Source organism: Actinomadura sp. 7K534, assembly GCF_004348575.1.
In the GTDB taxonomy this organism is placed as follows: domain Bacteria; phylum Actinomycetota; class Actinomycetes; order Streptosporangiales; family Streptosporangiaceae; genus Spirillospora; species Spirillospora livida.
Genome location: NZ_SMKB01000015.1, coordinates 34,397 through 58,293 on the forward strand (window position 1 = coordinate 34,397; position 23,897 = coordinate 58,293).

At 72.9% G+C, this 23,897-nt stretch carries 21 protein-coding genes; 5 read left to right on the forward strand and 16 right to left on the reverse strand.

What is annotated here, in order from left to right; genetic code table 11:
• Positions 1-82: 82 nt before the first annotated feature.
• Positions 83-1,795, forward strand: a complete 1,713-nt coding sequence (locus E1266_RS05580) for an LLM class flavin-dependent oxidoreductase (protein ID WP_132044392.1) — start codon at positions 83-85, stop codon at positions 1,793-1,795.
• A 251-nt stretch (positions 1,796-2,046) separates the two neighbouring features.
• On the opposite strand, the gene E1266_RS05585 is transcribed toward E1266_RS05580, so the two are convergent.
• The 3 genes from E1266_RS05585 to E1266_RS05595 all read right to left on the reverse strand — a co-directional run bounded on the left by E1266_RS05585 (position 2,047) and on the right by E1266_RS05595 (position 4,921).
• On the reverse strand, positions 2,047-2,784 hold the full coding sequence (locus E1266_RS05585; RefSeq protein WP_132044394.1) for a hypothetical protein: 738 nt from the start codon (positions 2,782-2,784) through the stop codon (positions 2,047-2,049).
• A gap of 97 nt (positions 2,785-2,881) precedes the next feature.
• On the reverse strand, positions 2,882-4,117 hold the full coding sequence (locus E1266_RS05590; protein WP_132044396.1) for an epoxide hydrolase: 1,236 nt from the start codon (positions 4,115-4,117) through the stop codon (positions 2,882-2,884).
• Positions 4,118-4,309: 192 nt separating this feature from the next.
• The gene (locus E1266_RS05595; RefSeq protein ID WP_132044398.1) at positions 4,310-4,921 is read right to left on the reverse strand and encodes a DUF1707 domain-containing protein; all 612 of its coding nucleotides are present in this window, start codon (positions 4,919-4,921) and stop codon (positions 4,310-4,312) included.
• 92 nt (positions 4,922-5,013) lie between these two features.
• On the opposite strand from E1266_RS05595, the gene E1266_RS05600 reads away from it, so the two are divergent.
• Positions 5,014-5,469 (forward strand): GNAT family N-acetyltransferase, encoded by a 456-nt coding sequence (locus tag E1266_RS05600; protein WP_132044400.1) that lies wholly within the window; start codon positions 5,014-5,016, stop codon positions 5,467-5,469.
• Positions 5,470-5,520: 51 nt separating this feature from the next.
• A complete protein-coding gene (locus E1266_RS05605; RefSeq protein WP_132044402.1) occupies positions 5,521-6,264 on the forward strand; it encodes a class I SAM-dependent methyltransferase in 744 nt (247 codons plus the stop codon).
• Between the two features lie 26 nt (positions 6,265-6,290).
• Here E1266_RS05605 and E1266_RS05610 read toward each other — a convergent pair whose 3' ends face one another.
• The 4 genes from E1266_RS05610 to ahcY (E1266_RS05625) all read right to left on the reverse strand — a co-directional run bounded on the left by E1266_RS05610 (position 6,291) and on the right by ahcY (E1266_RS05625) (position 10,884).
• Positions 6,291-7,178, reverse strand: a complete 888-nt coding sequence (locus E1266_RS05610; RefSeq protein ID WP_132044404.1) for a hypothetical protein — start codon at positions 7,176-7,178, stop codon at positions 6,291-6,293.
• 113 nt (positions 7,179-7,291) lie between these two features.
• Complete coding sequence (locus E1266_RS05615; protein ID WP_132044406.1) at positions 7,292-7,870, reverse strand: hypothetical protein; 579 nt, start codon at positions 7,868-7,870, stop codon at positions 7,292-7,294.
• A gap of 5 nt (positions 7,871-7,875) precedes the next feature.
• Positions 7,876-9,132: an adenosylhomocysteinase gene (ahcY, locus tag E1266_RS05620; protein ID WP_132044408.1), complete on the reverse strand. Its 1,257-nt coding sequence runs from the start codon at positions 9,130-9,132 to the stop codon at positions 7,876-7,878.
• A gap of 321 nt (positions 9,133-9,453) precedes the next feature.
• Positions 9,454-10,884 carry an adenosylhomocysteinase gene (ahcY, locus tag E1266_RS05625; RefSeq protein WP_132044410.1) on the reverse strand — a complete coding sequence of 477 codons (1,431 nt, stop codon included), beginning with the start codon at positions 10,882-10,884 and terminating at the stop codon, positions 9,454-9,456.
• Positions 10,885-11,018: 134 nt separating this feature from the next.
• Between ahcY (E1266_RS05625) and E1266_RS05630 the strand changes: the two genes are divergently transcribed.
• Positions 11,019-11,438 carry a MerR family DNA-binding transcriptional regulator gene (locus E1266_RS05630; protein ID WP_132044412.1) on the forward strand — a complete coding sequence of 140 codons (420 nt, stop codon included), beginning with the start codon at positions 11,019-11,021 and terminating at the stop codon, positions 11,436-11,438.
• 117 nt (positions 11,439-11,555) lie between these two features.
• Here the strand turns inward: E1266_RS05630 and E1266_RS05635 are convergent, their stop codons facing one another.
• The 7 genes from E1266_RS05635 to E1266_RS05665 all read right to left on the reverse strand — a co-directional run bounded on the left by E1266_RS05635 (position 11,556) and on the right by E1266_RS05665 (position 18,617).
• On the reverse strand, positions 11,556-12,227 hold the full coding sequence (locus E1266_RS05635) for a response regulator transcription factor (RefSeq protein WP_132044414.1): 672 nt from the start codon (positions 12,225-12,227) through the stop codon (positions 11,556-11,558).
• Positions 12,228-12,254: 27 nt separating this feature from the next.
• Entirely contained in the window at positions 12,255-13,886 is a 1,632-nt protein-coding gene (locus E1266_RS39245; protein WP_132044416.1) for a histidine kinase, read from the reverse strand.
• A 410-nt stretch (positions 13,887-14,296) separates the two neighbouring features.
• On the reverse strand, positions 14,297-15,277 hold the full coding sequence (locus E1266_RS05645; protein WP_132044418.1) for a cation diffusion facilitator family transporter: 981 nt from the start codon (positions 15,275-15,277) through the stop codon (positions 14,297-14,299).
• Positions 15,274-16,419 (reverse strand): SIS domain-containing protein, encoded by a 1,146-nt coding sequence (locus E1266_RS05650; RefSeq protein WP_132044420.1) that lies wholly within the window; start codon positions 16,417-16,419, stop codon positions 15,274-15,276. The genes E1266_RS05645 and E1266_RS05650 overlap by 4 nt, the downstream gene beginning before the upstream one ends.
• A gap of 31 nt (positions 16,420-16,450) precedes the next feature.
• Complete coding sequence (locus E1266_RS05655) at positions 16,451-16,633, reverse strand: Trm112 family protein (RefSeq protein WP_132044422.1); 183 nt, start codon at positions 16,631-16,633, stop codon at positions 16,451-16,453.
• Positions 16,634-16,673: 40 nt separating this feature from the next.
• Entirely contained in the window at positions 16,674-18,029 is a 1,356-nt protein-coding gene (locus tag E1266_RS05660; RefSeq protein WP_132044424.1) for a phosphomannomutase/phosphoglucomutase, read from the reverse strand.
• A 207-nt stretch (positions 18,030-18,236) separates the two neighbouring features.
• Positions 18,237-18,617 carry a DUF3499 domain-containing protein gene (locus E1266_RS05665; protein WP_132044426.1) on the reverse strand — a complete coding sequence of 127 codons (381 nt, stop codon included), beginning with the start codon at positions 18,615-18,617 and terminating at the stop codon, positions 18,237-18,239.
• Positions 18,618-18,885: 268 nt separating this feature from the next.
• Between E1266_RS05665 and E1266_RS05670 the strand changes: the two genes are divergently transcribed.
• Positions 18,886-19,326: a metallopeptidase family protein gene (locus tag E1266_RS05670; protein ID WP_132044450.1), complete on the forward strand. Its 441-nt coding sequence runs from the start codon at positions 18,886-18,888 to the stop codon at positions 19,324-19,326.
• 11 nt (positions 19,327-19,337) lie between these two features.
• On the opposite strand, the gene E1266_RS05675 is transcribed toward E1266_RS05670, so the two are convergent.
• Both E1266_RS05675 and E1266_RS05680 read right to left on the reverse strand, forming a co-directional pair.
• On the reverse strand, positions 19,338-20,891 hold the full coding sequence (locus tag E1266_RS05675; RefSeq protein WP_165965945.1) for a DUF5719 family protein: 1,554 nt from the start codon (positions 20,889-20,891) through the stop codon (positions 19,338-19,340).
• A partial coding sequence (locus E1266_RS05680; protein WP_132044430.1) for a glycosyltransferase family 2 protein occupies positions 20,888-23,897 on the reverse strand: 3,010 nt, incomplete at its 5' end. The genes E1266_RS05675 and E1266_RS05680, both read right to left, overlap by 4 nt.

Below are 23,897 nucleotides of genomic sequence, written 5' to 3' on the forward strand. Positions count from 1 at the left end.
ACGGGACGTCCAATCGGGGCGAGGCTGACTCGCAGGGCGACCGGGCGACGCTAGACGGCGCCGCCCGCCCCCGATCCAGGAGGTGGTCGAGATCAGGTTCGGGCTCTTCTACGAGCACCAGTTGCCGCGGCCCTGGAGTGATGGGCAGGAGCTCAAGCTCTATCAGGACGCGCTCGACCAGGTGGAGATCGCCGATCGGGTGGGGTTCGACTATGTGTGGGAGGTCGAGCACCACTTCCTGGAGGAGTACTCGCATTCTTCGGCGCCGGAGGTGTTCCTCGGGGCCGCTTCGCAGCGGACCAAGCGGATTCGGCTCGGGCACGGCATCGTGCAGTTGCCGCCCGCCGTGAACCATCCCGCGCGGATCGCCGAGCGGATCGCGACGCTCGACCTCGTGTCCAACGGGCGCGTCGACTTCGGGACGGGGGAGGCCAGTTCCAGCGCGGAGCTCGGCGGGTTCGGGGTGCGGCGCACCGACAAGCGGGCGCAGTGGCAGGACGCGATCGACGCCATCACCAGGATGTTCGTGGAGGAGCCGTTCGCCGGGTGGAACTCGCCCGACATCCGGATGCCGCCGCGGAACGTGCTGCCGAAGACCGTCCAGAAACCCCACCCGCCGCTCTGGGTGGCGTGCTCGCGCCGGGAGACGATCCAGTTCGCCGCGCGGAACGGGATCGGCGCCCTTTCGTTCTCCTTCGTGGAGCCCGAGGACGCGGGTAAGTGGGTGGACGAGTACTACCGCATCATCGAGTCGGACGAATGCGTCCCGGCGGGGTTCGCGGTGAACCCGAACGTGACCGTCGTCCTGCCGATGATGCTGCACGAGGACGAGGCCACCGCGATCGAGCGCGGCATCGACGGGGCGCATTTCTTCGCGTTCGCCCTCGCGCATTACTACGGGACCACGCCGCACGATCCGGGGCGCACGGACGTGTGGCAGGAGTTCCTGGAGCGGCGCGCCTCGCGCGGTCTGTCCCGGGAGCAGATCATCGCCAACGCCGGGACCCTCAATGTCAACGTCGGCTCGCTGCGCGGCGCGGTGGGGACGCCCGAGCAGGTCGTCGACCTCGTCCGGCGTTACGAGTCGGTCGGCGTCGACCAGGTCTCCTTCGTGCTGCAGTCGGGCCCGAACGAGCACGAGCACATCTGCGAGAGCCTGGAGTTGTTCGGGAAGGCCGTGCTCCCGCATTTCACCGAGGGACGGGAGGAGCGGGAGGCAGCCAAGGCGGAGCGGCTGGCCCCGGCCATCGAGGCCGCTCTCGCGCGCCGGAAACCGGCCCGGACGAGCCCGCCCGGCTACCGCATCGACGAGGACGCGGAGGTCGCCCGCGCGCATCGCGCGTCCCGTGGCCGGCGGCCGGTCGACGACGTCCGCGCGGCGGGCCGCAGAAGGTTCCGGCAGGGCTTCTACAAGCTCGTGCACGGCCGTTCCGACGCGCAGATCGAACGGCGGTTCGGCCCGGCGGCGCAACGCGTGTTCTTCGCCGGGATGGCCCGCGCCTACGACCCGTCCGCGTCCGGCGGGTTCACCGGTGAGCTGGAGTTCCGCCTGAGCAGTGCGGGTAGGGAGGCCGTCTGGACGCTGGCCATGGGGAAGACCCGCGCCCGCGCTCGGCAGGGGCCTGCGAAGGATCCGTCGCTCACGCTCATTGTGGCTGCGGCGGACTTCCTGCGGATGCTGGCCGGAGACGCGAATCCGGCGTCGCTTCTCATGGACGGCCGCCTGGAGCTGCGCGGGGATTTCGACCTCGCGCCGCGGCTCAGCGAGATGTTCGGCGGGCCGTCCCCCTACTGATGGCCCCGTACTGATGGCCCCGTACTGATGGCCCCGTACTGATGGCCCCGTACTGATGGCCCCGTACTGATGGCCCCGTACTGATGGCCCCGTACTGATGGCCCCGTACTGATGGCCCCGTACTGATGGCCCCGTACTGATGGCCCCCTACTGATGGCGGGTGGCCGTGGTCCCCCGACGTCCACGGCCACCCAACGGTGAGACGCCCGCGCTCGGCGTCCGGTTCGCGCGAAGTCAGTACGGCGACGAACCTACTTTGCGGACGGGCGGCCGGCGACGAGGTCGCTCAGCCGGTCGCCGAGCCGCTGCACGGGCCGCCGGTACCGGCGCTCGCGGTTGCGCGCCCACCGCTCCTTCCGGGAGCCCGGCGCGTACCGGCGCCGCGCCCAGGGCGAGTCCGGGCGCGCGAGCCGCACCGCGCCGACCAGCGCGACCACCCCGATGAAGAGCCCGAGGACGCCGGTCCAGATCTTGCCCTTGAGCAGGGCGATCACGGCGACGGCCACGTTGAACAGGAGGGCGAGGGCGATGCCCCACAGGCCGTCTCCAGCCGCGTCGTCCAGGCCGACCGGGTGCAGCCCGAGCAGCAGCAGCCCGCACAGGGCGACGGTGATGAACACGACCTCGACCGACAGTCGGCCCTTCTCACTCCAGTACACGTCCCGCAGGTAGAACACGAGCGCGAACTCGTCCAGCACGAGGGCGGCGCCGAGCCCGAACAGCGCCGCGGCGGCCGCCGCCAGCCCGGACGAGCCGTCGTCGACGGTCAGCCCGCCGACGCCGCCCACGCACATGAACACGAGGCCGAACACCGCGTGATGGATGTGCTGCCCGCCCGGCGTGACGTTCCCCGGCCACCACCGCACCTGCCGCCGGATCATCCGCACGCTGAACCGGATGAACAGGAACCCGGCGATGAACGCGACCAGGAAGCAGAACAGCCGGAGCCGCCCGGCGTCCGCGATCTCCCGTGTGAACCACTCCCCCACGAGGAAGGCATTCCCCCCGGCGGGCAAGGCGGGGTAAGCAGGCCGCCAACGGTTCTCCACCGCCGCTCCGCCCGGCCGCCGGCCGCACGGAGCTCGTTCAGGGCCTGCGGCCGCGGAAGGTGCGGCGCAGGTCGCCCACCCAGGCGCCGGGGTTCTCCCAGGGAATGAAGTGGCCCCCTCGGTCATGGGCGTTGACGTTGACGTGGTTGAACCAGCCGGCCAGCGGGCCGGTCTCGAAGGCCCGGACGCGCTCGTCAGCCGTGTGGATGCCGGGCGGGTTCTCGTACGTGACGAAGGTGAGGCCGACCGGGGCCTGCACCACCGGGGTGCGGTCGTGGGCGGGGGTCCAGGGGTGGCGGTTGGCGTTGGCGTAGTAGCGCACCGACGTGGCGATGGAGTTGTTCACCCAGTAGATCGTGGCGTGGGTGAGCAGGTCGTCCCTGGTGAAGACGGACTCGACGTCGCCGCCGTTGTCGCTCCAGGCGTGCCAGCGCTTCAGCAGCCAGGCGAGCAGTCCGGCGGGCGAGTCGCTCAGCCCGTGGGCCAGGGTGGCGCCGTCGAGCATGTGCACGGCGAGGTGGGACGCCCAGCGGTGGTCCAGCTCGACGATACGAGCGCGGACGTCGGCGGGCTGGTCGTCGGTGAGGGGCCGGTTCCGGGCGAAGTCCCAGGCCCGGGGGCCGCTGAAGAAGTCGAGCGGCAGCCCGGAACCGATGTGGATGCCGTACAGCGCGTCGGCGTACTTGTGGCCGAGCTGGCTGGAGACGAGCCCGCCGATGTCGCAGCCCCCGGCGGCGTACTTCCCGTATCCCAGGGTCTCGGTCATCAGGGTGTGCCAGAGATCGGCGACCTTCCAGAAGTTGACGTCCGGGAAGCCGGTGAGCGGGCCGGGGAAACCGAAGCCGGGCAGGGACGGCACGATGACGTCGAACGCGTCGGCGGGGTCACCGCCGGACGCCGCCGGGTCGGCGAGCGGGCCGATCACCTTCGACCAGTGCCAGAACGTCCACGGCCAGCCGTGGGTGAGTATCAGCGGGATCGGGCAGGGCCCGCGGCCGGGCTTGCGCATGAAGTGCACCGGGACGCCGGCGACGCTCACCTGGTAGTGCTCGTGGGCGTTGATGGCGGCCTCGGCCTCACGCCAGTCGTAGCCGTCCCGCCAGTAGGCGACCAGCTCGCGGAGATAGCCCTCCGGGACGCCGTAGGACCAGTCCGGCACCCCCTCGTCCAGCGGCGGCCGGGTTGATGCGAGCCGGGCACGCAGGTCATCGAGGACTTCGTCGGGCACATGGATCGGCGCGGGTTCCAGAGGGAAGGCATGCGGGGTGATCATGGTTCCTCAGTGGGTGAGGGAGACTGTGCCGTCGGGCCTGCCGGTGATCGTCTTCGCTCAGCAAGTGATGCTGGTTCAAGGTTCGCACGGCTCCGGAGGAGCGGGATGAACATCGTCGTCGACGACCTGTCCGGCCCGCGGACCGCCGGCTTCCTCCATGAGCACGTCCAGGAGATGCGGTCGGGGCCGGCGCTAGCTCGGGTTGCGTTGGAGTTTGCGGCGTTCCCAGCGGTTGGGGTGGCGGATCACGACGCCCGCCATGCCGCCGGAGCCGGTAAGGCGGATCAGCGGGGTCCCCGGGAGGCGGTCGGGGGTGGTCTTGTCCGTGAAGCCGCCGATGCCGGGGTCCACGCCGGTGACGTCGGCGGCCCAGCCGTCGGGGATCACGATCGTGAAGCCCGCCGCCTCCCCGTAGGCCACCACGAGGACCTCCGCGTGGCGGCACTCGGCGCGAGAGAAGTCGATCTTCACGCCCGCCACGCCCCCGTGGGCGATGATGTGGTGGGGCACCTCCCAGCGGCCCGGTCCCCGGGAGGCGCCGGACATGCCGCTCTTGAGCACGAGGGGCGGCTCGCTCTTCGCCGCGGCCGGGGCCGGCAGGTCGGCGGTCAGCGCGGCCAGGTCGGCGTAGGTCTTGGCCTTCAGCGCCCCCTCCAGGCGGGCGTCCAGCTCGTCGAGGTCGAGCCGTCCCTCTGCCGCCGCGTCGCGCAGCCGCTCCACCGTCGCCTCCCTGTCGTCGTGGGAGGCGCGGAGCTCCCCGGACGGCGCTGGGTTCTGGACGGGCTCCGGGGGCTGCGCAGTCATGACCACAAGAATAGGCAGCGGCGAACGGTGCGGAGCTCCCGGGCCGGAAGGGATACTGGCGTTCGGCCGGTTGGCGGCGCCCCAGGAGGAAGATGAACATCGTCGTGGACGATCTGTCCGGCGCGCAGATCGCCGAGTTCCTCGGCGAGCACATCAAGGAGATGCGGGCCGTCTCACCGCTGGAGAGCAAGCACGCCCTGGACCTCGACGCCCTGCGCCGGTCCGAGATCACGTTCTGGTCGGTGCTGGACGGCGAGACGGTGGTGGGCTGCGGGGCCGTCAAGAGGCTGGACGCCGAGCACGCCGAGCTGAAGTCGATGCGCACCGCGCCCGAGCGCAGGGGAAGCGGGATCGCCTCCCTGCTGCTGGAGCACATTCTCGCGGAGGCCAAGCGGGCGGGGTCCTCCAGGATGAGCCTGGAAACCGGGTCCGCCGACTACTTCGTCACCGCGAGGAAGTTGTACGAGAGATTCGGGTTCACGTACTGCGAGCCCTTCGCGGACTACAAGCCCGACCCGAACAGCGTCTTCATGACGCGGTCGCTCTGACGCACGGAAATCGCCTGGCGCCTCCGAGGCCGCCGATTGTACGGTCCGACGATGGACGACCCGGACGGCCACTTCGATGAACACGTCGCGGCGGGGTACGACGAGGCGTCCGCGGAGATGTTCGCGGCGGACGCGGTCGAACCCGCCGTCGAGCTCCTCGCGGAACTCGCCGGAGACGGCCGCGCACTCGAACTGGGAGTGGGGACCGGCCGCATAGCGCTGCCGCTGGCGGAGCGCGGGGTCGAGGTACACGGCATCGACATGTCGCGGACGATGGTCGCGCGGATGCACGCCAAGCCGGGCGGCGACGCGATCGGCGTGACGATCGGCGACTTCGCCGCGACGCGTGTGCCGGGGACGTTCTCCGTCGTCTACCTGGTGTTCAACACGATCATGAACCTGACGACGCAGGACGCTCAGGTGGACTGCTTCCGCAACGCGGCCGCCCACCTCGACCCCGGCGGCGCGTTCGTGATCGAGGTCGGCGTGCCCGAGCTGCGGCGGCTTCCACCGGGCCAGGACGTCGTGCCGTTCCGGGCGGGCGAGACGCGATGGGGCTTCGACGTGTACGACGTGGCCGCCCAGGCGATGAGCTCGCACCACATCGAGGTGGTCGACGGCCGCGGGGAGTACCGCTCGTTCTCGTTCCGGTACGTGTGGCCGGCGGAGCTCGACCTGATGGCCCGGCTCGCCGGGCTGCGCCTGCGCGACCGCTGGGACGGCTGGACGCGCGAGCCCTTCACGAGCGAGAGCGCCCAGCACGTGTCCGTCTGGGAGAAACCCCTCACCGGGTGAAGCCGGGCCGGGGATGAGGCCCGGCTTCACCCGCCCAGGGAACGAATCTTGTCGTTGAGGGTGGGGCGCATCTTCTTCAGGCACATGACCGGGAGGTAGGCGCCGTCGGCCGTCATGAGGTGGGTGGACGTGGCGGGGCAGTCCCGCTTCGCCTTCACCCGGCCCTCGATCTTCGCGACGGCCGTCGGGCGGGCGCAGTCGGCCTTCTTCGGGCCGCCGACGGCGTACGAGGGGTCGGCGATGCAGTCACCGGTCGCCAGGACGCCGCCGCCCGCGCCGAGGCACAGCACCGGGCGGGTGAGCTGGCCGCCGCCGAAGGACCGCAGCTTCATGGTCTCCAGCGTCTTCGCCGGGCAGGACGCCTCGGCGTCGACACGGGCGATCACCTTGCCGTACCAGTCGGCGGAGGTGCAGGCGACCTCCTTGCCGCCGATGCCGAAGGAGCCGCCGCTGACGCAGTCCCCGGCCGACAGCAGCGCGCCGCCCGCGCCCGGGTCGCCCGGGTGGGGGCCGTCGAGGTTGCGGACGCACGCCTCGTAGTAGCGCTTGTCGCCCTGCTTGAGGGTGACGTTGCTGACGCCGTCCGTGCCGGCCGGGCAGTCGGGCTCCGACCGGGTGCCGAACTGGTACGCCGTGGCCTGCCGCTCGGCGGTGATCTTGAGCACCTTGGCCTTGGCCGCGGGGTCGTCGCACTTCACCCGGGTACTGGCCGGGATCTTGTTGCCCGTGCCGTTCCCGAAGCCTGTGTCGATGCACTGCTCGGCCTTGAGCGGGCCGCTCAGCCGGTTCCCGGCACTCTGGACGGCCACCACTACCACGGCCACCACCGCGAGGACGACGACGACCGCGAGCCCGGCCAGCACGAATACGAGCGGTGACCGCTTCCTGGCCGGCGGCGGGGCGGGAGCGCCCATCGGCGGAACGGGGGGCGGCTGTCCCTGCCCCGGTGGCTGGCCGTACAAGTCCGTGACCTCCTGATCATCGTGGGAGGTAAGGGACCTTATCGGGAAACGTCCGGGGCCCGTCGCTAGAGGCGGAGATTGGGCGGGGACTCGAGATCGGTGAGCTCGACGCCGGGCGCGGCGACGACGACGTCGCCCGCCAGGTGCACCGCCTCGATCTCGCCCGTGGCCAGGTCGGTGATCTCGTACTGCGCGACCGGTAGCGGTTCGGTGTCGGTCTCGTAGACCGCCGTCCCGGACCGGTGCCACCGCCAGGTCGTCGTCAGCGGCGCGAGGGACGGGCCGTTCAACTGGACGAGGCGCACGTCGGTCTCCGCGTTCTCGTCCAGCGCCAGCGAGTGCGCTATCGCCACGAGGAAACCGGGCGAGTCGGACAGGAAGCCGGCCGCGCGCTCCGTGTGCTCCGTCCCCGTCTCACCGGCGGCGCGCACCCAGGCGAGCTCCGGGCCGGTGAGACCGCCGCGCAGCCACCAGGTCGGCGTGACGAGCTCGACGCGGATCTGCCGCCAGCGCGCGTCCGTCACCAGGTCGACGCGGACGCCGTCGGAGCGCCGGGACGTGTACCGCCACCCGCCCGGCCCCGGCGCGCACTGGAAGCGCTCCTCGGTCTCTCCGTCCAGGTGGAGGTAGGCGCCTGCGGGCATCGGGGTCAGGACCCGATGCGCCAGGAGCGCAGGTAGTCCTCTTGCTCTTTCGAGAGGTGGTCGATGTCGATCGACATCGACGCCAGCTTGAGGCGGGCCACCTCCGTGTCGATCTCCTTCGGGACGTCGTGCACGGCCGGCGACAGGGTCGAGTGGGCGGTCGCGAGCCACGCGCACGTGAGGGCCTGGTCGGCGAACGACATGTCCATCACGGCGGCCGGGTGCCCTTCGGCGGCGGCGAGGTTGACCAGCCGCCCCTCCGCGAGCAGGACGAGGCGGCGCCCGTCGGCCAGGACGTACTCGTCGGCCTGCGGGCGGACGCCCCGGTGGACCTCGACCGCCATCTCGGCCAGGGCGCGGACATCGATCTCGACGTCGAAGTGGCCGGAGTTGGCGAGGATCGCGCCGTCCTTCATGAGGGCGAGGTGCTCCCCGTTCACCACGTCCCGGTTGCCGGTGACCGTGATGAAGACGTCGCCGTCGGCGGCCGCCCGCGCCATGGGCTGGACGGCGAAGCCCTGCAGCGCCGCGTCCAGCGCCTTCACCGGGTCGATCTCCGTGACGACGACCCGGGCGCCGAGGCCGCGGGCCCGCTCCGCCAGCCCCCGGCCGCAGTAGCCGAACCCGGCGATGACGATCGTCTTCCCCGCGAGCAGCGTGTTCGTCGCGCGGACGATGCCGTCCAGGGTCGACTGCCCGGTCCCGTACCGGTTGTCGAACATGTGCTTCGTGTCGGTGTCGTTGACCGCGACCATCGGGAAGCGGAGCGCGCCCTCGAAGGCCATCTGGTGCAGCCGGATGACGCCCGTCGTCGTCTGCTCGCAGCCCGCCTTGACCGTGCCGAGCAGGTCGGTCCGGTCGGTGTGCAGGGTGTTGACCAGGTCGCAGCCGTCGTCCAGGACGAGGTCGGGCCCGGTCTCCAGCGCCTGGTGGATGTGGGCGTAGTACCCCTCGCGGTCGGTACCGGCCCGCGCGAAGACCTCGGCGCCGTACTCCTGGACGAGCGCGGCGGCGGTGTCGTCCTGCGTGGAGAGCGGGTTGGACGCGGCGAGCGCGACGCTGGCGCCCCCGGCCTGGAGCGTGCGGATGAGCCCGGCGGTCTCGGTCGTGATGTGCATGCACGCCGCGACCTTCAGCCCGTCCAGGGGACGCTCGGCGGCGAACCGCTCCCGGATCTGCCGCAGCACGGGCATGCTCCGGTCGGCCCACTCGATCCGCTTGACGCCCTCATACGCCAGCGAAGCATCCGCGATATCGCTCATCAACACCCTCAAGAAGCGGCCACCGGACGGGAACCCCCCGCAGGCGGCACAGGCCAGAACCGCCTGCCCCCACGGTAACGGCCACGAATCAAGCGAACGAAGAACCCGAACGCATCGGGCACCCACGTACGCAACGACCCCAGCCACCACCGCGACCCCGCAACGACCCAAACGGCCGCGATCGCGTCCGAAGGCAGGTTTCGAGCTCGCGAGAAACCTGATCGCGCAGCGAGCCGCTAGGCGAGCCGGAGCGATGCAGCGATCGCACGCGGTATGGGGGTTCAGGCGCCCCAGCGCCTGAACCCCCATACCGCCATAAGCTCAGTAACGGTAGTGGTCCGGCTTGTAGGGGCCTTCGACGTGGACGCCGATGTAGGCGGCCTGCTCCTTGGTCAGCTCGGTGAGCTTGACGCCGAGCGCGTCCAGGTGGAGGCGGGCGACCTTCTCGTCCAGGTGCTTGGGCAGGACGTACACGCCGATCGGGTACTCGTCGGTCTTGGTGAACAGCTCGATCTGCGCGATGACCTGGTTGGTGAACGAGTTCGACATCACGAACGACGGGTGGCCGGTGGCGCAGCCCAGGTTCATGAGGCGGCCCTCGGCGAGGACGATGATCGAGTGGCCGTCGGCGAAGCGCCACTCGTGCACCTGCGGCTTGATCTCGATCTTCTCGATGCCGGGGGTCTTGGCGAGGCCGGCCATGTCGATCTCGTTGTCGAAGTGCCCGATGTTGGACACGATCGCCTGGTGCTTCATCCGGCCCATGTGCTCGGCCGTGATGATGTTGAAGTTGCCGGTGGTGGTGACGAAGATGTCGGCGGTGTCGACGACGTCCTCCAGGGTGGTGACCTGGAAGCCGTCCATCGCGGCCTGCAGCGCGCAGATGGGGTCGATCTCCGTGACGATCACGCGGGCGCCCTGGCCGCGCAGCGCGTCGGCGCAGCCCTTGCCGACGTCGCCGTAGCCGCACACGACCGCGACCTTGCCGCCGATCAGGACGTCGGTGGCGCGGTTCAGGCCGTCGATGACGGAGTGGCGGCAGCCGTACTTGTTGTCGAACTTCGACTTGGTGACCGAGTCGTTGACGTTGATCGCCGGGAACGCGAGCGTGCCGGCCTTCGCCATCTCGTAGAGGCGGTGGACGCCGGTCGTGGTCTCCTCGGTGACGCCCTTGATCGCGGCGGCCGTCTCGGTCCAGCGGCCGGGCTTCTCGGCGATGGTGCGGCGGAGGGTGTCGAGGATGATGCCCCACTCCTCGGGGTCGTCCTCGGTGGCGGCCGGGACGGCGCCGGCCTTCTCGTACTCGGCGCCCTTGTGGACGAGCAGCGTCGCGTCGCCGCCGTCGTCCAGGATCATGTTGGGGCCACTGCCGTCCGGCCACTGCAGGGCCTGGTCGGTGCACCACCAGTACTCTTCGAGCGTCTCGCCCTTCCAGGCGAACACCGGGACGCCCTGCGGGTCGTCGGCGGAGCCGTTCCGGCCCGCGACGACCGCGGCGGCGGCGTGGTCCTGGGTGGAGAAGATGTTGCAGGAGACCCAGCGGACGTCGGCGCCGAGGTCCACCAGGGTCTCGATCAGCACGGCCGTCTGGATGGTCATGTGCAGCGAGCCCATGATCTTGGCGCCGCGCAGCGGCTGGGCGGCGGCGTACTCCTCGCGCACCGCCATCAGGCCCGGCATCTCGTGTTCGGCGAGCCGGATCTCCCGGCGCCCGAAGTCGGCCAGCGACAGGTCGGCGACCTTGTAGTCCATGCTTTCGTTGCTCCTTGGTCCGCGGGGATGCGGGTCGGTGCGCGGTGCGTCAACGCCGCGAGTCTACGGTCGGCGCACCGCCGCTGGCACGCCCGGAGGCGACTTCCTGACACAAATTTGTAAGAATGGCCGCCATGCGCATCACGGAGGCCGCCCAGCGGCTCGGCACCTCGCCCCGCATGCTCCGCTACCGCGAGGCCCTCGGGCTGCTGCCGTCCACCCGGGAGGCGGTCTCCGGCCGGGGCCGCGCCGGCGGCCACCGCCAGTTCGGCGACACCGAGCTGCGGGCGGTCGCGCTCGCCCTCGCCCTGGAGAAGCGCTACGACATCGGCCCCGCCGAGCTGGCGTTCGGCCTCCGCGTCCTCGCCGAACCGCAGGTACAGGCCCACGTCCGCGAGCTGGGCGAACGCATCGGACGCCTCTCCGCGCCCCCGACGCGCGCCCTCGACTTCGAGAAGGAGAAGGCCATGAGGCTGCTAGCCCAGAGGGGCGACCCCCTGGAACCCCCGGTCCGACCCGGTCGATCCTCACGCCACCGTTACGGTCCGGCGTGACCGTGCAGGACGCGCGGTGTCGCCGCGGTCGCCCGGCTCGGCGGGTCCTGCGGCCTCCGCTCGCTGCACTCGCTCCGACCGCACGACCCGTAGCGAGCGCAGGGGCCGGGACCGCGGTCAGCTCGCGTTCTCGCCTGGGACCACCACGCCGGATTCGTAGGCGAGCATGACGGCCTGGGCGCGGTCGCGGAGGCCGAGCTTGGTGAAGACCCGCGCCACGTGGGTCTTGACGGTGTGCTCGCTGACCACGAGGCGTTCGGCGATCTCGCCGTTGGACAGCCCGCCCGCGATGAGGACGAGGACCTCCGACTCGCGGGCGGTCAGCGTCGCCAGCTCCGACGGCGCCTGCGGCCTGCTGCGCCGCTGCTTGGTGAACTCGCGGATGAGCCGCCCGGTGACCTGCGGGGCGAGCAGGGAGTCGCCGCGCGCCACCACCCGGACGGCGGAGACCAGCTCGTCGGCCGTGGCGTCCTTCAGCAGGAAGCCGCTCGCGCCGACCGCGAGCGCCTCGTAGACGTACTCGTCCACGTCGAACGTCGTCAGCACCAGGACGCGGACGCCCTCGGAACCGGGCAGCGCGAGGATGCGGCGGGTCGCCTCGATGCCGTCCATGCCGGGCATCCGGATGTCCATGACGACGACGTCGGGACGGCTGCGCTCGGCGATCCGCACCGCCTCGCGCCCGTCGCCCGCCTCGCCGACGACGGTGATGTCCTCCTGCGCGTCGAGCAGGGCGGCGAACCCGGCCCGCACGATCGTCTGGTCGTCGACGATCAGCACGCTGATCACCGCGGCCGCCTCCCGGGCCGCGCGGGGTCAGCGGCCGCCGGGCGGCGCCTCCGGACCGTGTCCACGGGTGGAACTCCCCTCGCTCGCCAGCGGAAGCTCGGCCTCCACCAGGAAACCGCCCTCGGCGGCCGGGCCGGCGGAGAACCGTCCGCCCAGCATCGTCGCACGTTCCCGCATCCCGACGAGCCCGTGTCCGCCACCGGACTCCGGGGACTGCACGCGGGTGCGTCCGGCGTCCCCCGCCGCGGTCCCGGACGCCATGCCCGCCCGGTCGTCCAGTATCGCGGTACGGGAGGCGGGGTCGTCGCGGTTCAGCACCAGGGTCGGCGCGGCCGGGTCCTGCCCCGGCGGGACGGGGCCGGGCGGCCCCGGCGGGTGCCGGCCGTCGTCGCGGACGCGGACCGCCAGCCGGTCCGGCAGGAACATCAGGTCGACGCGCACCCCCGCGCCCGGCGCGTGCCGCCGGGCGTTCGTCAGCGCCTCCTGGACGATCCGGTACGCGGACAGCTCGACCGTCGTCGACAGCGCCCGCGGGTCGCCGTGCACGGCGAGGTCGACGTTGCCGCCGGCGCCGCGGTGCTGCTCGATCAGGTCGGGCAGCCGGTCCAGCCGCGGCTGCGGGGAGTTCGCCGCCTCCGGCTCCGGGGTGGCGTCGGCGCGCAGCACGCTGAGCAGCCGCCGCATCTCCACCAGCGCATCCCGCGCGGTCTTGGCGATCTCGGTGTAGCCGGCGCGGGCCTCGGGCGACAGGTTCTCCATCGTGTACGGGGCGGTCTCGGCCTGCACCGCGATCATCGAGACGGAGTGCGCGACGACGTCGTGCAGCTCGCGGGCGATGCGGGCGCGCTCGCGCATCACGGCCTGCTCCCGCTGGACGGCGGTGAGCCGGGTGAGGGTCTCGTTGGTGCGTTCGGCGGCCGCCGCCTCGGTGCGTCCGGCCGACTCCACGACACGGCGCGCGTCGCCGAGGCCGATCGCGGCGAGGACGGCGAGGAACGCCGCCGGCCACGGGATCTCGTCCAGCGAGCCCGCCGCCAGGTACACGACCGCGAGCGTCGCGACGCTGCCCGCCGCGAGGACGCCGGTGGACTGGCGGGGCAGCTGCCGTCCCAGCGCGTACAGCGTGTAGAGGGCCGCGAACCCGGTGGTGATGAGCAGGCTCTCGCCGGTGAGCAGGTTCGCCGCGACGGTGCCGAGCACCACGGCCGCGACCGGGCGCAGGTTCTCCCGGCGCCAGACGAGCGGCAGCGTCGCCGCGACCGCGAACCCGCCCGCCAGGCTGATCGGCGACTCGGCGCGCGGCGCCAGCTCGGCGAGGGCCGCGACGGTCAGCGCGAGCCCCGTCAGCGGCGCGAAGTACCAGGAGGCGGCGAACTCCCGCCACGCGCCGATCCACCGGGGCAGCGGCGCCGTCGCGTCCGCCGGGCCGCCGGGGGCGCCCGGCGGGTGCGGCGCCGGCCGGCGGCCCACGCCGTTCAGCCGTGCGGCCAGGCGCACGGCGAGCGGGCGGAGCAGGGTGCCGATGCCGGTCAGGATCCACAGCAGCAGCTGGCCGACGCCCGCCACGATCCGGCCGGACAGCCGCCACGCGTGGTGCGCGACGGCCGGGCCGAACCCCGCGGGACCGGGTCCGGGCCGGGCCTTGTCATCGGAGGTCACCCTTCAATACTGGCCTTTGGGACGCGCGGATGCCTCACCGTGCGGATGTATGCGGGCGAGCCGGGTCCGCCTGAGGTACCACCCGCTTTCCCTCCCTGAGGGGGACGTGCCGGGGACCAGCGCGAACGTAGTGTCTTAACCGTGACCGCGACGGTGGCCGACGCCGGCGTAGGGGGTTCGGCGGGGCCACCGCGGTCACACCAGAACCGCCCGGTTTCAGGGGTCCGGGCGGGGACGCATGGGAAGCACCTCGCCGGACGGCCGCGGTACACGCCTCGTCAGGGGCTCGCCGGTCTCGCCTGGGCTGGGGTCGGCCGGCACGGCGGCGGCCGCCCGGCGAGGGGTTCCGTGCCCGTCCCAGCCGCCCGCGCGGGGCGGCCGGGACGGACGAACGGTCAGGACGCCGTCGGTCAGGACGACGCGGGGGTCTCCGAGTCCTCCGCCGGCTTCGGGACGACCGGGGTCTCCGCGCCCTCCGCGCCGGGCTCCCACAGCGCCGGCTCCAGGTAGATCAGCTTCGCCTCGGGGAACTGCGACCGGATCTTGGCCTCGGCGGCGTCGATGCCCCGGGCCACGTCCACCGCCGTGTCGTCGTGGCTGACGGCGATCTTGGCGGCGATCAGCAGTTCCTCCGGGCCCATGTACTGGGTGCGGATGTGGACGAGCCGGTCGACCTGCTCCACCGACTCCAGCGCCTCGACGATCGCGCGCTCGACCTCGGGGTCGGCGCCCTCGCCGATCAGCAGGCTCTTGGTCTCGAACGCCAGGATCACCGCGATCACGGCGAGCAGGACACCGATTCCGATGGTGCCGATGCCGTCCCACACGCCGTCGCCGGTGACCACGGCCATCGTGACGCCGAACAGCGCGAAGAACAGGCCCACGAGGGCGCCCAGGTCCTCCAGGAGCACGACCGGAAGCTCGGGCGCCTTGGCGCGGCGGATGAACGACCACCAGGACTGGTCGCCGCGGATTTTGTTCGACTCCACGATCGCGGTGCGGAACGAGAAGATCTCCATGATGATCGCGGCGCCCAGCACCCCGAACGCCCAGCCCGGGGACTTGAGCTCCTCCGGGTGGGAGATCTTGTGGTAGCCCTCGTAGAGGGAGAACATCGCCCCGATGGTGAACAGGACGACCGCGACGACGAACGCGTAGAAGTAGCGCTCACGCCCGTAGCCGAACTGGTGTTGCTGCGTCCGGCCGCGCTTGGCGCGCTTGCCGCCCACCAGCAGCAGCGCCTGGTTCCCTGCGTCCGCCACCGAGTGGACCGACTCGGCGATCATCGACGACGAACCGGTGAACAGGAACGCGACGAACTTCGACGCCGCGATTCCGGTGTTGGCGAGCAGCGCGGCGACGATCGCCTTCGTTCCGCCCTCAGCACTCATATCTGGGAGATCCTCGCCTTTAGTTCTTGAATGGCAGGCACCGGAGTGGGATCCACGCCCAGCGCGATAGCCAAGTAAACCGTGACGTAGTCCGCCAGCGCGATGAGTGTCGCGATTCTCTCCAGCGGATGTTCGCCCTCGGCGCGGATCTCGGTGACCGCGACGCCCCGGTCGCGGGCCATCGCCGTCGACGCCTCGGACCGCTTGCGCAGGCGGGGGTGCTCGTCCACGTCGCGCATCATGACCAGGTGCAGGGCGTGTTCCGGGTCGTTGGTGCGGTCGCGGAAGAAGTCGTCCGGGTCGGACGGGGAGCCGCCGCGGGCGAAGAAGCCGTCGAACGCCATCACCTGGTTGTGGTCCGCTTCGGGCACCGCGCCGAAGATCCCCGGGTACTTGGCGTTCTCGTTCAGCTGGCTGCACATCCGGTAGGCGGCGGCCGCGGCGGGCTCCGAGGAGGCCCAGACCATCGGGACGTCGCCGGCGAGGTCGAGCGCCATCCGCTTGGCCGGGTTCAGGAACGGCTCGCTGGACGGGCGGCAGCGGTGGGCGACGTCCTCCAGCAGGACCGCGGTGGACTCCAGGGTCTCGTCCGGCACCTGCGTCAGGCCGAGCGTCCGCGCCGCGAGGAGAACGGGAACGGTGAGGCCCCACAGCGCCGCACGGGGCGGCCCCACCGGCCGCACCGGGACGAAGACCCCGCGGCTCCGTTCGGACAGCGCCGCGAGCTGCGAATCCGCCCCGCCGACGAAGAGGAGCCTGCACCCCCGGCGGGCCGCCTCCGCGGCGATCTCGAGCGTCTCCTCGGTCTCGCCGGAGCCGGACACCGCGATGACGAGATCGGCGGCGCCCACCCAGCCGGGCAGCCGGTAGCCGCGCACGGTCGTCACCGGGACCGCGCAGCCGGGCCCGCACACGGCGGCGAGGACGTCCCCGGACAGTCCCGCGGCGCCCATCCCGGCGACCACGATCGCGCGCGGCCTGCCGTCCTCGGCCAGCCCGGCGATCCCCGCCTCGGCCGCCGCCCGCTGCGCCTCGCGGACCTGCGCGGCCGACGACGCGACCTGCCGCAGCATCCCCGCGGGATCGGCCGCCTCGACCGCCGCCGCGTCCTCCAGCCGCGCGGGGTCGAGCCCCGCGCTCATCGCACCGCCCCGGCCGAGCGGCCCGGTCCGGTCACGGAGCGGGGGTCCTGGCCTCGTCGACGAGCAGGACCGGGATGTCGTCGCGGACGGGGTAGGCGTAGCCGCACGAGCCGGTGCACACCAGCTCGGCGGCGTCGTCGTCGGTGCGGAGCCCGCCGCCGCAGTTGGGGCAGGCGAGGATCTCCAGGAGCCAGGAGTCGAGCTTCAACGTCATGGCAGCGTCTCTTCCCTTCGTGGTCACTTCTCCTGACCGGTCACTTCTCCCTGACGAGGGCCAGGACCTCGTCACGGATCGCCGCCATGGTCGCCTCGTCGCCCGCCTCCGCGTTGAGGCGCAGCAGCGGTTCGGTGTTGGACGGCCGCAGGTTGAACCACCAGCCGGCGGCCTCGTCGCCCACGGTCAGCCCGTCGAGCTCGTCGATCGCGACGCCGGGGCGCCCCTCGAAGGCGGCGCGGACCTTGCCGGCCGCGGCCGCCTGGTCGGCGACCTCGCTGTTGATCTCGCCGGAGGCCACGTAGCGGGTGTACTCACCGAGCAGTTCCGACAGCGGCCCGTCCTGCCGCCCGAGGGCCGCGAGGACGTGCAGGGCGGCGAGCATGCCCGAGTCGGCGAACCAGAAGTCGCGGAAGTAGAAGTGCGCCGAGTGCTCGCCACCGAACACCGCGCCCGTCTCCGCCATCGTCTGCTTGATGAACGAGTGCCCGACGCGCGTCCGGACGGGCGTCCCGCCGTGCTCGGCGACGATCTCCGGGACGGCCCGCGAGGTGATCAGGTTGTGCACGATCGAGGAGCCGGGGTGCTTGGCCAGCTCGCGCGTCGCGACGAGGGCCGTGATCGCGGACGGCGCGACGATCTCGCCGCGCTCGTCCACGACGAAGCAGCGGTCGGCGTCGCCGTCGAACGCCAGCCCGATGTCGGCACCGGTCTCGCGCACCTTGGCCTGCAGGTCGCGCAGGTTCTCCGGCTCGATCGGGTTGGCCTCGTGGTTGGGGAAGGTGCCGTCCAGCTCGAAGTACAGCGGCACCAGGTCGATCGGGAGGCCCTCGAACACCGGCGGGACGGTGTGCCCGCCCATGCCGTTGCCCGCGTCCACGACGACCTTGAGCGGGCGGATCGACGACAGGTCGACGAGCGTCTTCAGGTGGTCGGCGTAGCCCTTGAGGACGTCGCGCCGCGTGACCGTGCCCGGCTCGCCGTCGTAGGCGGGGACGCCGTCCTCGATCATCTCGCGGATCTCGGTGAGGCCGGTGTCCTGGCCGACGGGCCGGGCGCCGGAGCGGCACAGCTTCAGCCCGTTGTACTTGGCGGGGTTGTGGCTCGCGGTGAACATCGCGCCGGGCAGGTCGAGGCTGCCGCTGGCGTAGTAGAGCAGGTCGGTGGAGCCGAGGCCGGCCTCGATCACGTCCGCGCCCTGCGAGACCGCGCCGCGCGCGAACGCCTCCGAGAGCGGGACCGACGACTCCCGCATGTCGTGCGCGGTGACGATCGCGTTCGCCCCGGTCACCCGGACGAAGGCCGCGCCCGCCGCCTCGGCGGTCGCGGTGTCGAGCTCGTCCGGCACGACACCGCGGATGTCGTACGCCTTGAAGATCTTGGCGAGGTCGCCCACTCCTGCTCCCTGTCCGAAGAAACCGGCCTGGTAGGAACCCGGCCCGCGTGAGCGCCGCCCGGCGGCGGCGGCCCCGGGAACGGCGACAGGGACACGAGCCTACCGGGACGGGCGGACGCGGCCGGACGGGAAGCCGCCGCACCGGCGCCGGGATTCCCGCGGGCGGACCTTCCCGCGCAGGCGGCCCTCACTCTCGGCCGGGCTGCGTCACTCTTGGCCGGGTTGCGTCGCCGCGGGCTCCGAGCGGAGCACCCGCAGGTGGCCGCGGCGGCCGACCTCGGTGCCCTGGCCGACCGGCTCCTGGCCGGGACCGGGGGCGGGCTTGGCGGCCTCGCGGACGGCGTCGGCGAGGGCCTCCAGGTCGTCCGCGCTGGGCTCGGCCTCCTCCTCGACCGGCAGCCGCACCAGTTCCCAGCCCATCGGGGCGGTGAGCCGCTCGGAATGCTCCGCGCACAGGTCGTAGCAGTGCGGCTCTGCGTACGTGGCTAGCGGCCCCAAGACCGCGGTGGAGTCACGGTAGACGTACGTGAGCGTGAACACTGCAGGCGCCTTGCAGGCGGTGCGGGAGCAGGTACGGACGGGGCTCACGATGGCTGACCGTACCCCCCTCCCCCCGGCTCCGCCACCACCCGGGCGCACGTGTCGCCGTTACCGGGCGAATTCCGGGGTAACAACTACATTCCGTATGGACTCCGACCCTCACCGTGCGGCCCCTGGACAGGGTGCGGCGGCCGTGGCAACCGATGCCTCCCGACGACCTCCCGACGACCTCCTGACGACCTCCTGGTTGCCGTTCACCCGTGACACCCGATGGCACTCGCGGCGGCAGAGGTACTCTTGAGGCGTGCGATCCCGTGTGGCAGGCGTACGGCGTCGCGATCGGCGCGGTCGCGGCGTTCGCGGTCCTCTGACACCCCCGCAGGCGCCGGTCTCGCGCACCCGCGCGGAGCGGTTCGACGACCTCGTGGACGACGAGGTCCGGCGGCTGCACCTGCGCTGGGGCCGGGAACTGGCCAGGGTCGCGTTCACGGTCGAGGACGTCCCCGCCGTCGAGCCGTGGTTCGACGGCCCCGTCCCGCTCGGGCAGACCGTCGTGCAGCCCACGCCCCCAGGCGAGCCCGCCGCGGCCGAGCGGCCGGTGCGCATCGTGGTGTTCCGCCGTCCCGTCGAGGCACGCGCCACCGGGGAGGCGGAGATGTCCCTGCTGATCCGCGACCTGCTCGTCGAGGAGGTCGCGGACCTGCTCGGCCTGTCCCCCGAGTCCGTCGACCCGAGCTACGACTCCCCCGACGACTGACCCCCGGCGCGCTAGCCGGGGATGAGCGCCGTCTGCGAGTCGGCCGTGTCCGGCAGGTGGATGGTCGTGCGGGCGGGGATGATCGGCAGGACGGTGAACAGGTACCCGCCGCCCTTGCCCTTGGCGAGGACGCGTGATGCGTGGACGGGTCCCGAGCCGGGCTTCGGGACGATCACGACGCCGTAGGCCGCATCCTCTCCGCCGCTCCCCGCCGGCGCCTCCAGTCCGGCCCGGACGGTGCTCCCGGCCGGGATCTTGATGTCCTTGGGGGCGCTCGCGCCGCCCGCGTTCAAGGTCCTGACCTGGACGGTCGCCGCACCGGCCGGGGCGCTGACGAGGAGGGCGGAGTCGAAGCGGTTGTCGGCGACGATGCCGGGCCCGGACTCGGTGAGCGGCGGGGTGGCGGTGCCGTAGGCGACGTCGGCGCCGCGCTCGGCGGCGAAGCCCGCGATGACCGGGTGGTCCGCGAGGAGCCGGACGGCGGCCGCCTTCCCGAGGAGGGCGCGGTCGAGGGCGACGGACGTGACGCTCCCCGCGGGCGCGTCGACGATCTCCCGGCCCTGCGGGTTGTACGTGCCCTCCGTGGTGATCACCTGCACCCTGATCTGCGCGTCGGCCTCGCCGGGCACGGCGACGAGCAGGCGGCGCGCGCCGGACCCGTCCGGCACCCCGGGGACGATCAGCGACTTCGCGGGGGCGTGCGAGCGCGGCAGCCACTCGATGCCCTTCTTCTCGCCGACCCGGACGCGCACGGACGCCGCGACGCGGCCGGTGCTCGTCCGGACGCGCAGGCCGAGGTCGGCGGCGGACTTCACGACGTCGCCGAGGCCCTCGGCCGACTCACCGATCTTCACGACCCTGGTGGTGTAGGGGTCGACGCGTATGCCGCGTCCGTCGACGCTCTCCAGGGGGCCTTCGCCGGAGAGGGCGGTGAGGTCGACGAACGCGGGCTGTCCGTCGACGTTGGTGAGGTAGAGGTCGAGCTCGTCGGCGGAGTCCGGTCCGGGCCCCATGAACCAGTGGTCGGTGCCGGGTGCGGCGCAGCGGGTGCCGGCGAGCCCGCGGTCGGGGCCGCCGTCCCAGTGGGTGGTCTGCTCGGCCTCCAGCCCGGCCGCCATGGCCCCGGTAGCGCGGAGGGTGTAGGAGTCCTCGCCGGTCTTGGTGCTCTCCTCCCAGCCCTGGCCGGGCGCCGACATGGCCCCGAGCGCGGGGCCGCCCTTGGTCGGCGTCATGGCGACGCTCCCGCCGCCCTTCCGGTCGGGGAGGGACTGCATGGCCAGCCGTCCGCCCTCATGGCCCGGGCACACCATCACGGCGGTCGTGACGAACGCCTCCCGGCCGCTCTCGGAGGCCTCACCCGGACGGGAGAACGTCGCCGCGCCGTACAGCGACGCCAGGGCGACGAGCACCAGGGCGGCGGTGGCGTAGCGGAGGGTGAGCAGGCGGAGAATCCTGTCCAGATCGACGTCCTTGACGTCGGCCTTCAGGTTCGGCCTCCAGTTCGGCTTCAGCTTCGGCTTCAGCTTCGAGTTCAGCTTGAGCCGGGGCCTGAGGTTCGGCTTCACGAGACCTCCTCCGGGCTGCGCTCCGCCACCGGTTCGGGGGCCGGGGCCTCGTGCCGCACGCGGGAGCGGTGGTGACCGCGGCGGCGGCCCCGCCTGCCGCGGCGCCGCTCGCGCTCACCGGCGAACGACCCGCTGAAGGGCAGGGTGTCGGCCTGCGCGCCGGGCATCGCGAGCGCGACCACCAGCAGGACGGCGATGCCCTGGACGATCATCCACGCGTGCCGCATGGTCATGGACCTGTGCAGCCGGAACTCTCCTCCGGCGGCGGGGATGTCGTAGCCCTGCGCCCAGCCGTCCACCGTCCGCGCCTTGGCCTCCCGGCCGTTCAGGGTCGCCCGCCACCCTCCGTCGGCGGGTTCGGCCAGGAGCAGTGTGCGCTGGCCGCCACCGGGCGGGATCTCGGTGCGGGCGTCGATGCGTCCGGCGCGCAGCGGCGCCACCGTGTCGCCCTCGACGAGCATCATCCGGGCGGACGGCGCGTGGAGCCGCCACACGGCGAACGTCCCCGTGCGGCTGAGGCGCAGCAGTTCGGGCGCCGCGTCGAGGGCCTTGGTGATGGGGTCCGTCCTGGGGTAGGGCACGACGATGTACTGGACGCCCATCCGGGTCAGCGCGGGCCCGGCATCACCCTCCTGGCCCGCGACAAGACCGGCGACGAGGCCGTCCAGGCGGTCTCGTGCCGGGCCGCCGGCCATGACCTCCGACTCGCCGATCCTCGGGCCCGCGTCCCGGAGGACCGTGTAGGAGACACGTCCCGTCGGCTCCTTGTGCAGGACGAGCGTCCGCGCCCCGCCGGGCGCGTGCACGAACGCGGGCACCGTGTCCGGGTCGACCTCGGTCAGCGGACCGCCCGCGCCGCCGCCGATCCAGAACCCGGCGGCCAGCACGGGGGCGCTGAGCGCGGCGAGGCACACCGCCGCACCGCCCGTCCGGTACAGCGCGTGACCGCTCGCCAGGGCCTCGGTGGCGCGCAGGACCGCGGCGGTCGCGGCGAACAGCACCCCGGCGCCCGCGAAGATCAGCGCGACGCCCGGCCAGGCGGGCGCCGGGTCGGCGCCCTTGGTCACGGTGGCGGCGCTGGTCAGCGTCGCGACGAGCAGCCCGAAGATGGCCAGCAGCCAGCCGGCGAGCACGGCGTTGCGGCGGGGCCGCAGCGGCAGCGCGCACACGGCGACCGCGAACAGCCCGGCGAGCGCCCACCGCGCGGGGGTGCCGGGCCCGCCCGGGTCGAGGAGCAGCAGGTCGGCCGCGGCGGCAGGCTCGAACCGCCGGTGCAGGCCCGCCTCGGTGAGGAACCGCGACGGGTGCAGCAGGAGGCCGGCCGTCCACGGCAGCATCAGCAGCGGCGGGACGCCGAGCGCGATGGCGAGGTGCCGCCGCCCGCGCGGCCCCGGCCGGTCGAACAGCGCCCACACCATCGCGGCGGCGGCCGTGCCGATCAGCCAGGTGACCGGGACGAACGCCATCGCGACGGCCAGCAGCAGCGCGACCGTCCACGCGGACCGCCCGGCGCGCTTGCGCAGCGTCCGGGCGTGCAGGGCGGGGTCGCCGTCCTTCGGTGCGCACGCGCGCGGGACTCCGTACACGCGGGCGGCGTGCACGGCGATCAACGGGAGCAGGACGTGCACGACGGCCGTCCCCAGGCGTCCGCCGGCGATGGCCCCGGTGGCGGAAGGCAGCAGCGCGTAGACGGCGGCGAACCACGCCCGGACGGCGGCGACGGGCACGCGCGGGCCGGTCGGGCGGGCCCGCCGCCCGGGACGCAGCGGAGCCGCGACCAGCAGCCGGGACGCGTAGTAGGCGGTGAGGCCCGCGAGCGGCACGCTCCCCAGCAGCAGGACCGACACCGCCAGCCACGGCTTGCCGAACAGGACCGTGGACAGGACGGCGAGGATCCCGACGTACGGGGGGCTGCCCGCGTCGCTGCCGAGACCGACCGGATGCCAGCCGGACAGGTACTGCGCCCACAGGTCGCTCGCGCCGCCCCACGCGGGCACGAGCGCGCCGCCGCCGAGCCGCCCGGCGGCGGTGAGCAGGGAGCGCTCCGCGGCGACCGCGACGGCGGCCAGCGCCAGCACGACGATGACGCCCGGGCGGGCGAGGAACCGGCGGATCGGGCCGGGCTCGGAGACCTGCTCCCCGTCGGCGTCCTCCTGGTCGCGCGCGTGGTCGCGCTCGTGGGCGGCGAGGTACTCCGCCATCGCCTCGACCGTGCGGCGCAGGACCACCCGGCGGGCCTGGAAGCGCCGGATGCTGCGGTGCGCGCGCGTCCGGCCGTCCACCCTGGCGGCCCGCGCGCGCCGCAGCCGGCCCGGGTCGCGCAGGACGTCGCCGAGCGCGCGGACCTCCTCGCGGGCCGCCGCCGGCCGCTTGGTGAGCACCAGGTAGAGCGCGTGGACGAGGGACGCCCACACGTTGCGGGCCAGCGCCCGCAGCATCGCGGGGAGCGGCTGGTTGGCGAGCAGCGTGTGGACGGCGTTGCGGCGGTCGCGGCGGGCCGGATGCTCGGCGGTCATGCCGATCTCGCGGAGCCCCCGCCGGGCCGCCTCCGCGTGGTACACGACGGCGTCGGTCGCGGTCACCACCCGGTGCCCGGCGGCGTGCACCCGCCAGCAGAAGTCCAGGTCGTCGCGGAAGAGGCCGTACTCGACGTCGAAGCCGCCGAGCCGGTCCCACACGTCGCGGCGGACCAGCATCCCGGCGCTGCCGACGGCCAGCACGTCGCGGACGCCGTCGTGCTGCCCCTGGTCGAACTCGCGCCGGTCCAGGCCGGTCTCGCGGCGGCCGGCGGCGTCGACGGTGACGCCCAGCTCGCGCAGGACGTGCCGGTCGTCCCAGTCGCGGACCTTGGGTCCGAGCACCGCCACGTTGGGGTCGGTGTCGGCGGTCCGCAGCAGGTGCGCGAGGGCGTCCGGCGCCGGCGCGGAGTCGTCGTGCAGGAGCCAGATCCACTCGACGCGCGCCGGATGCTCGTAAGGGTTCGGCTGGTGGGCGGGGCCGGCGTCG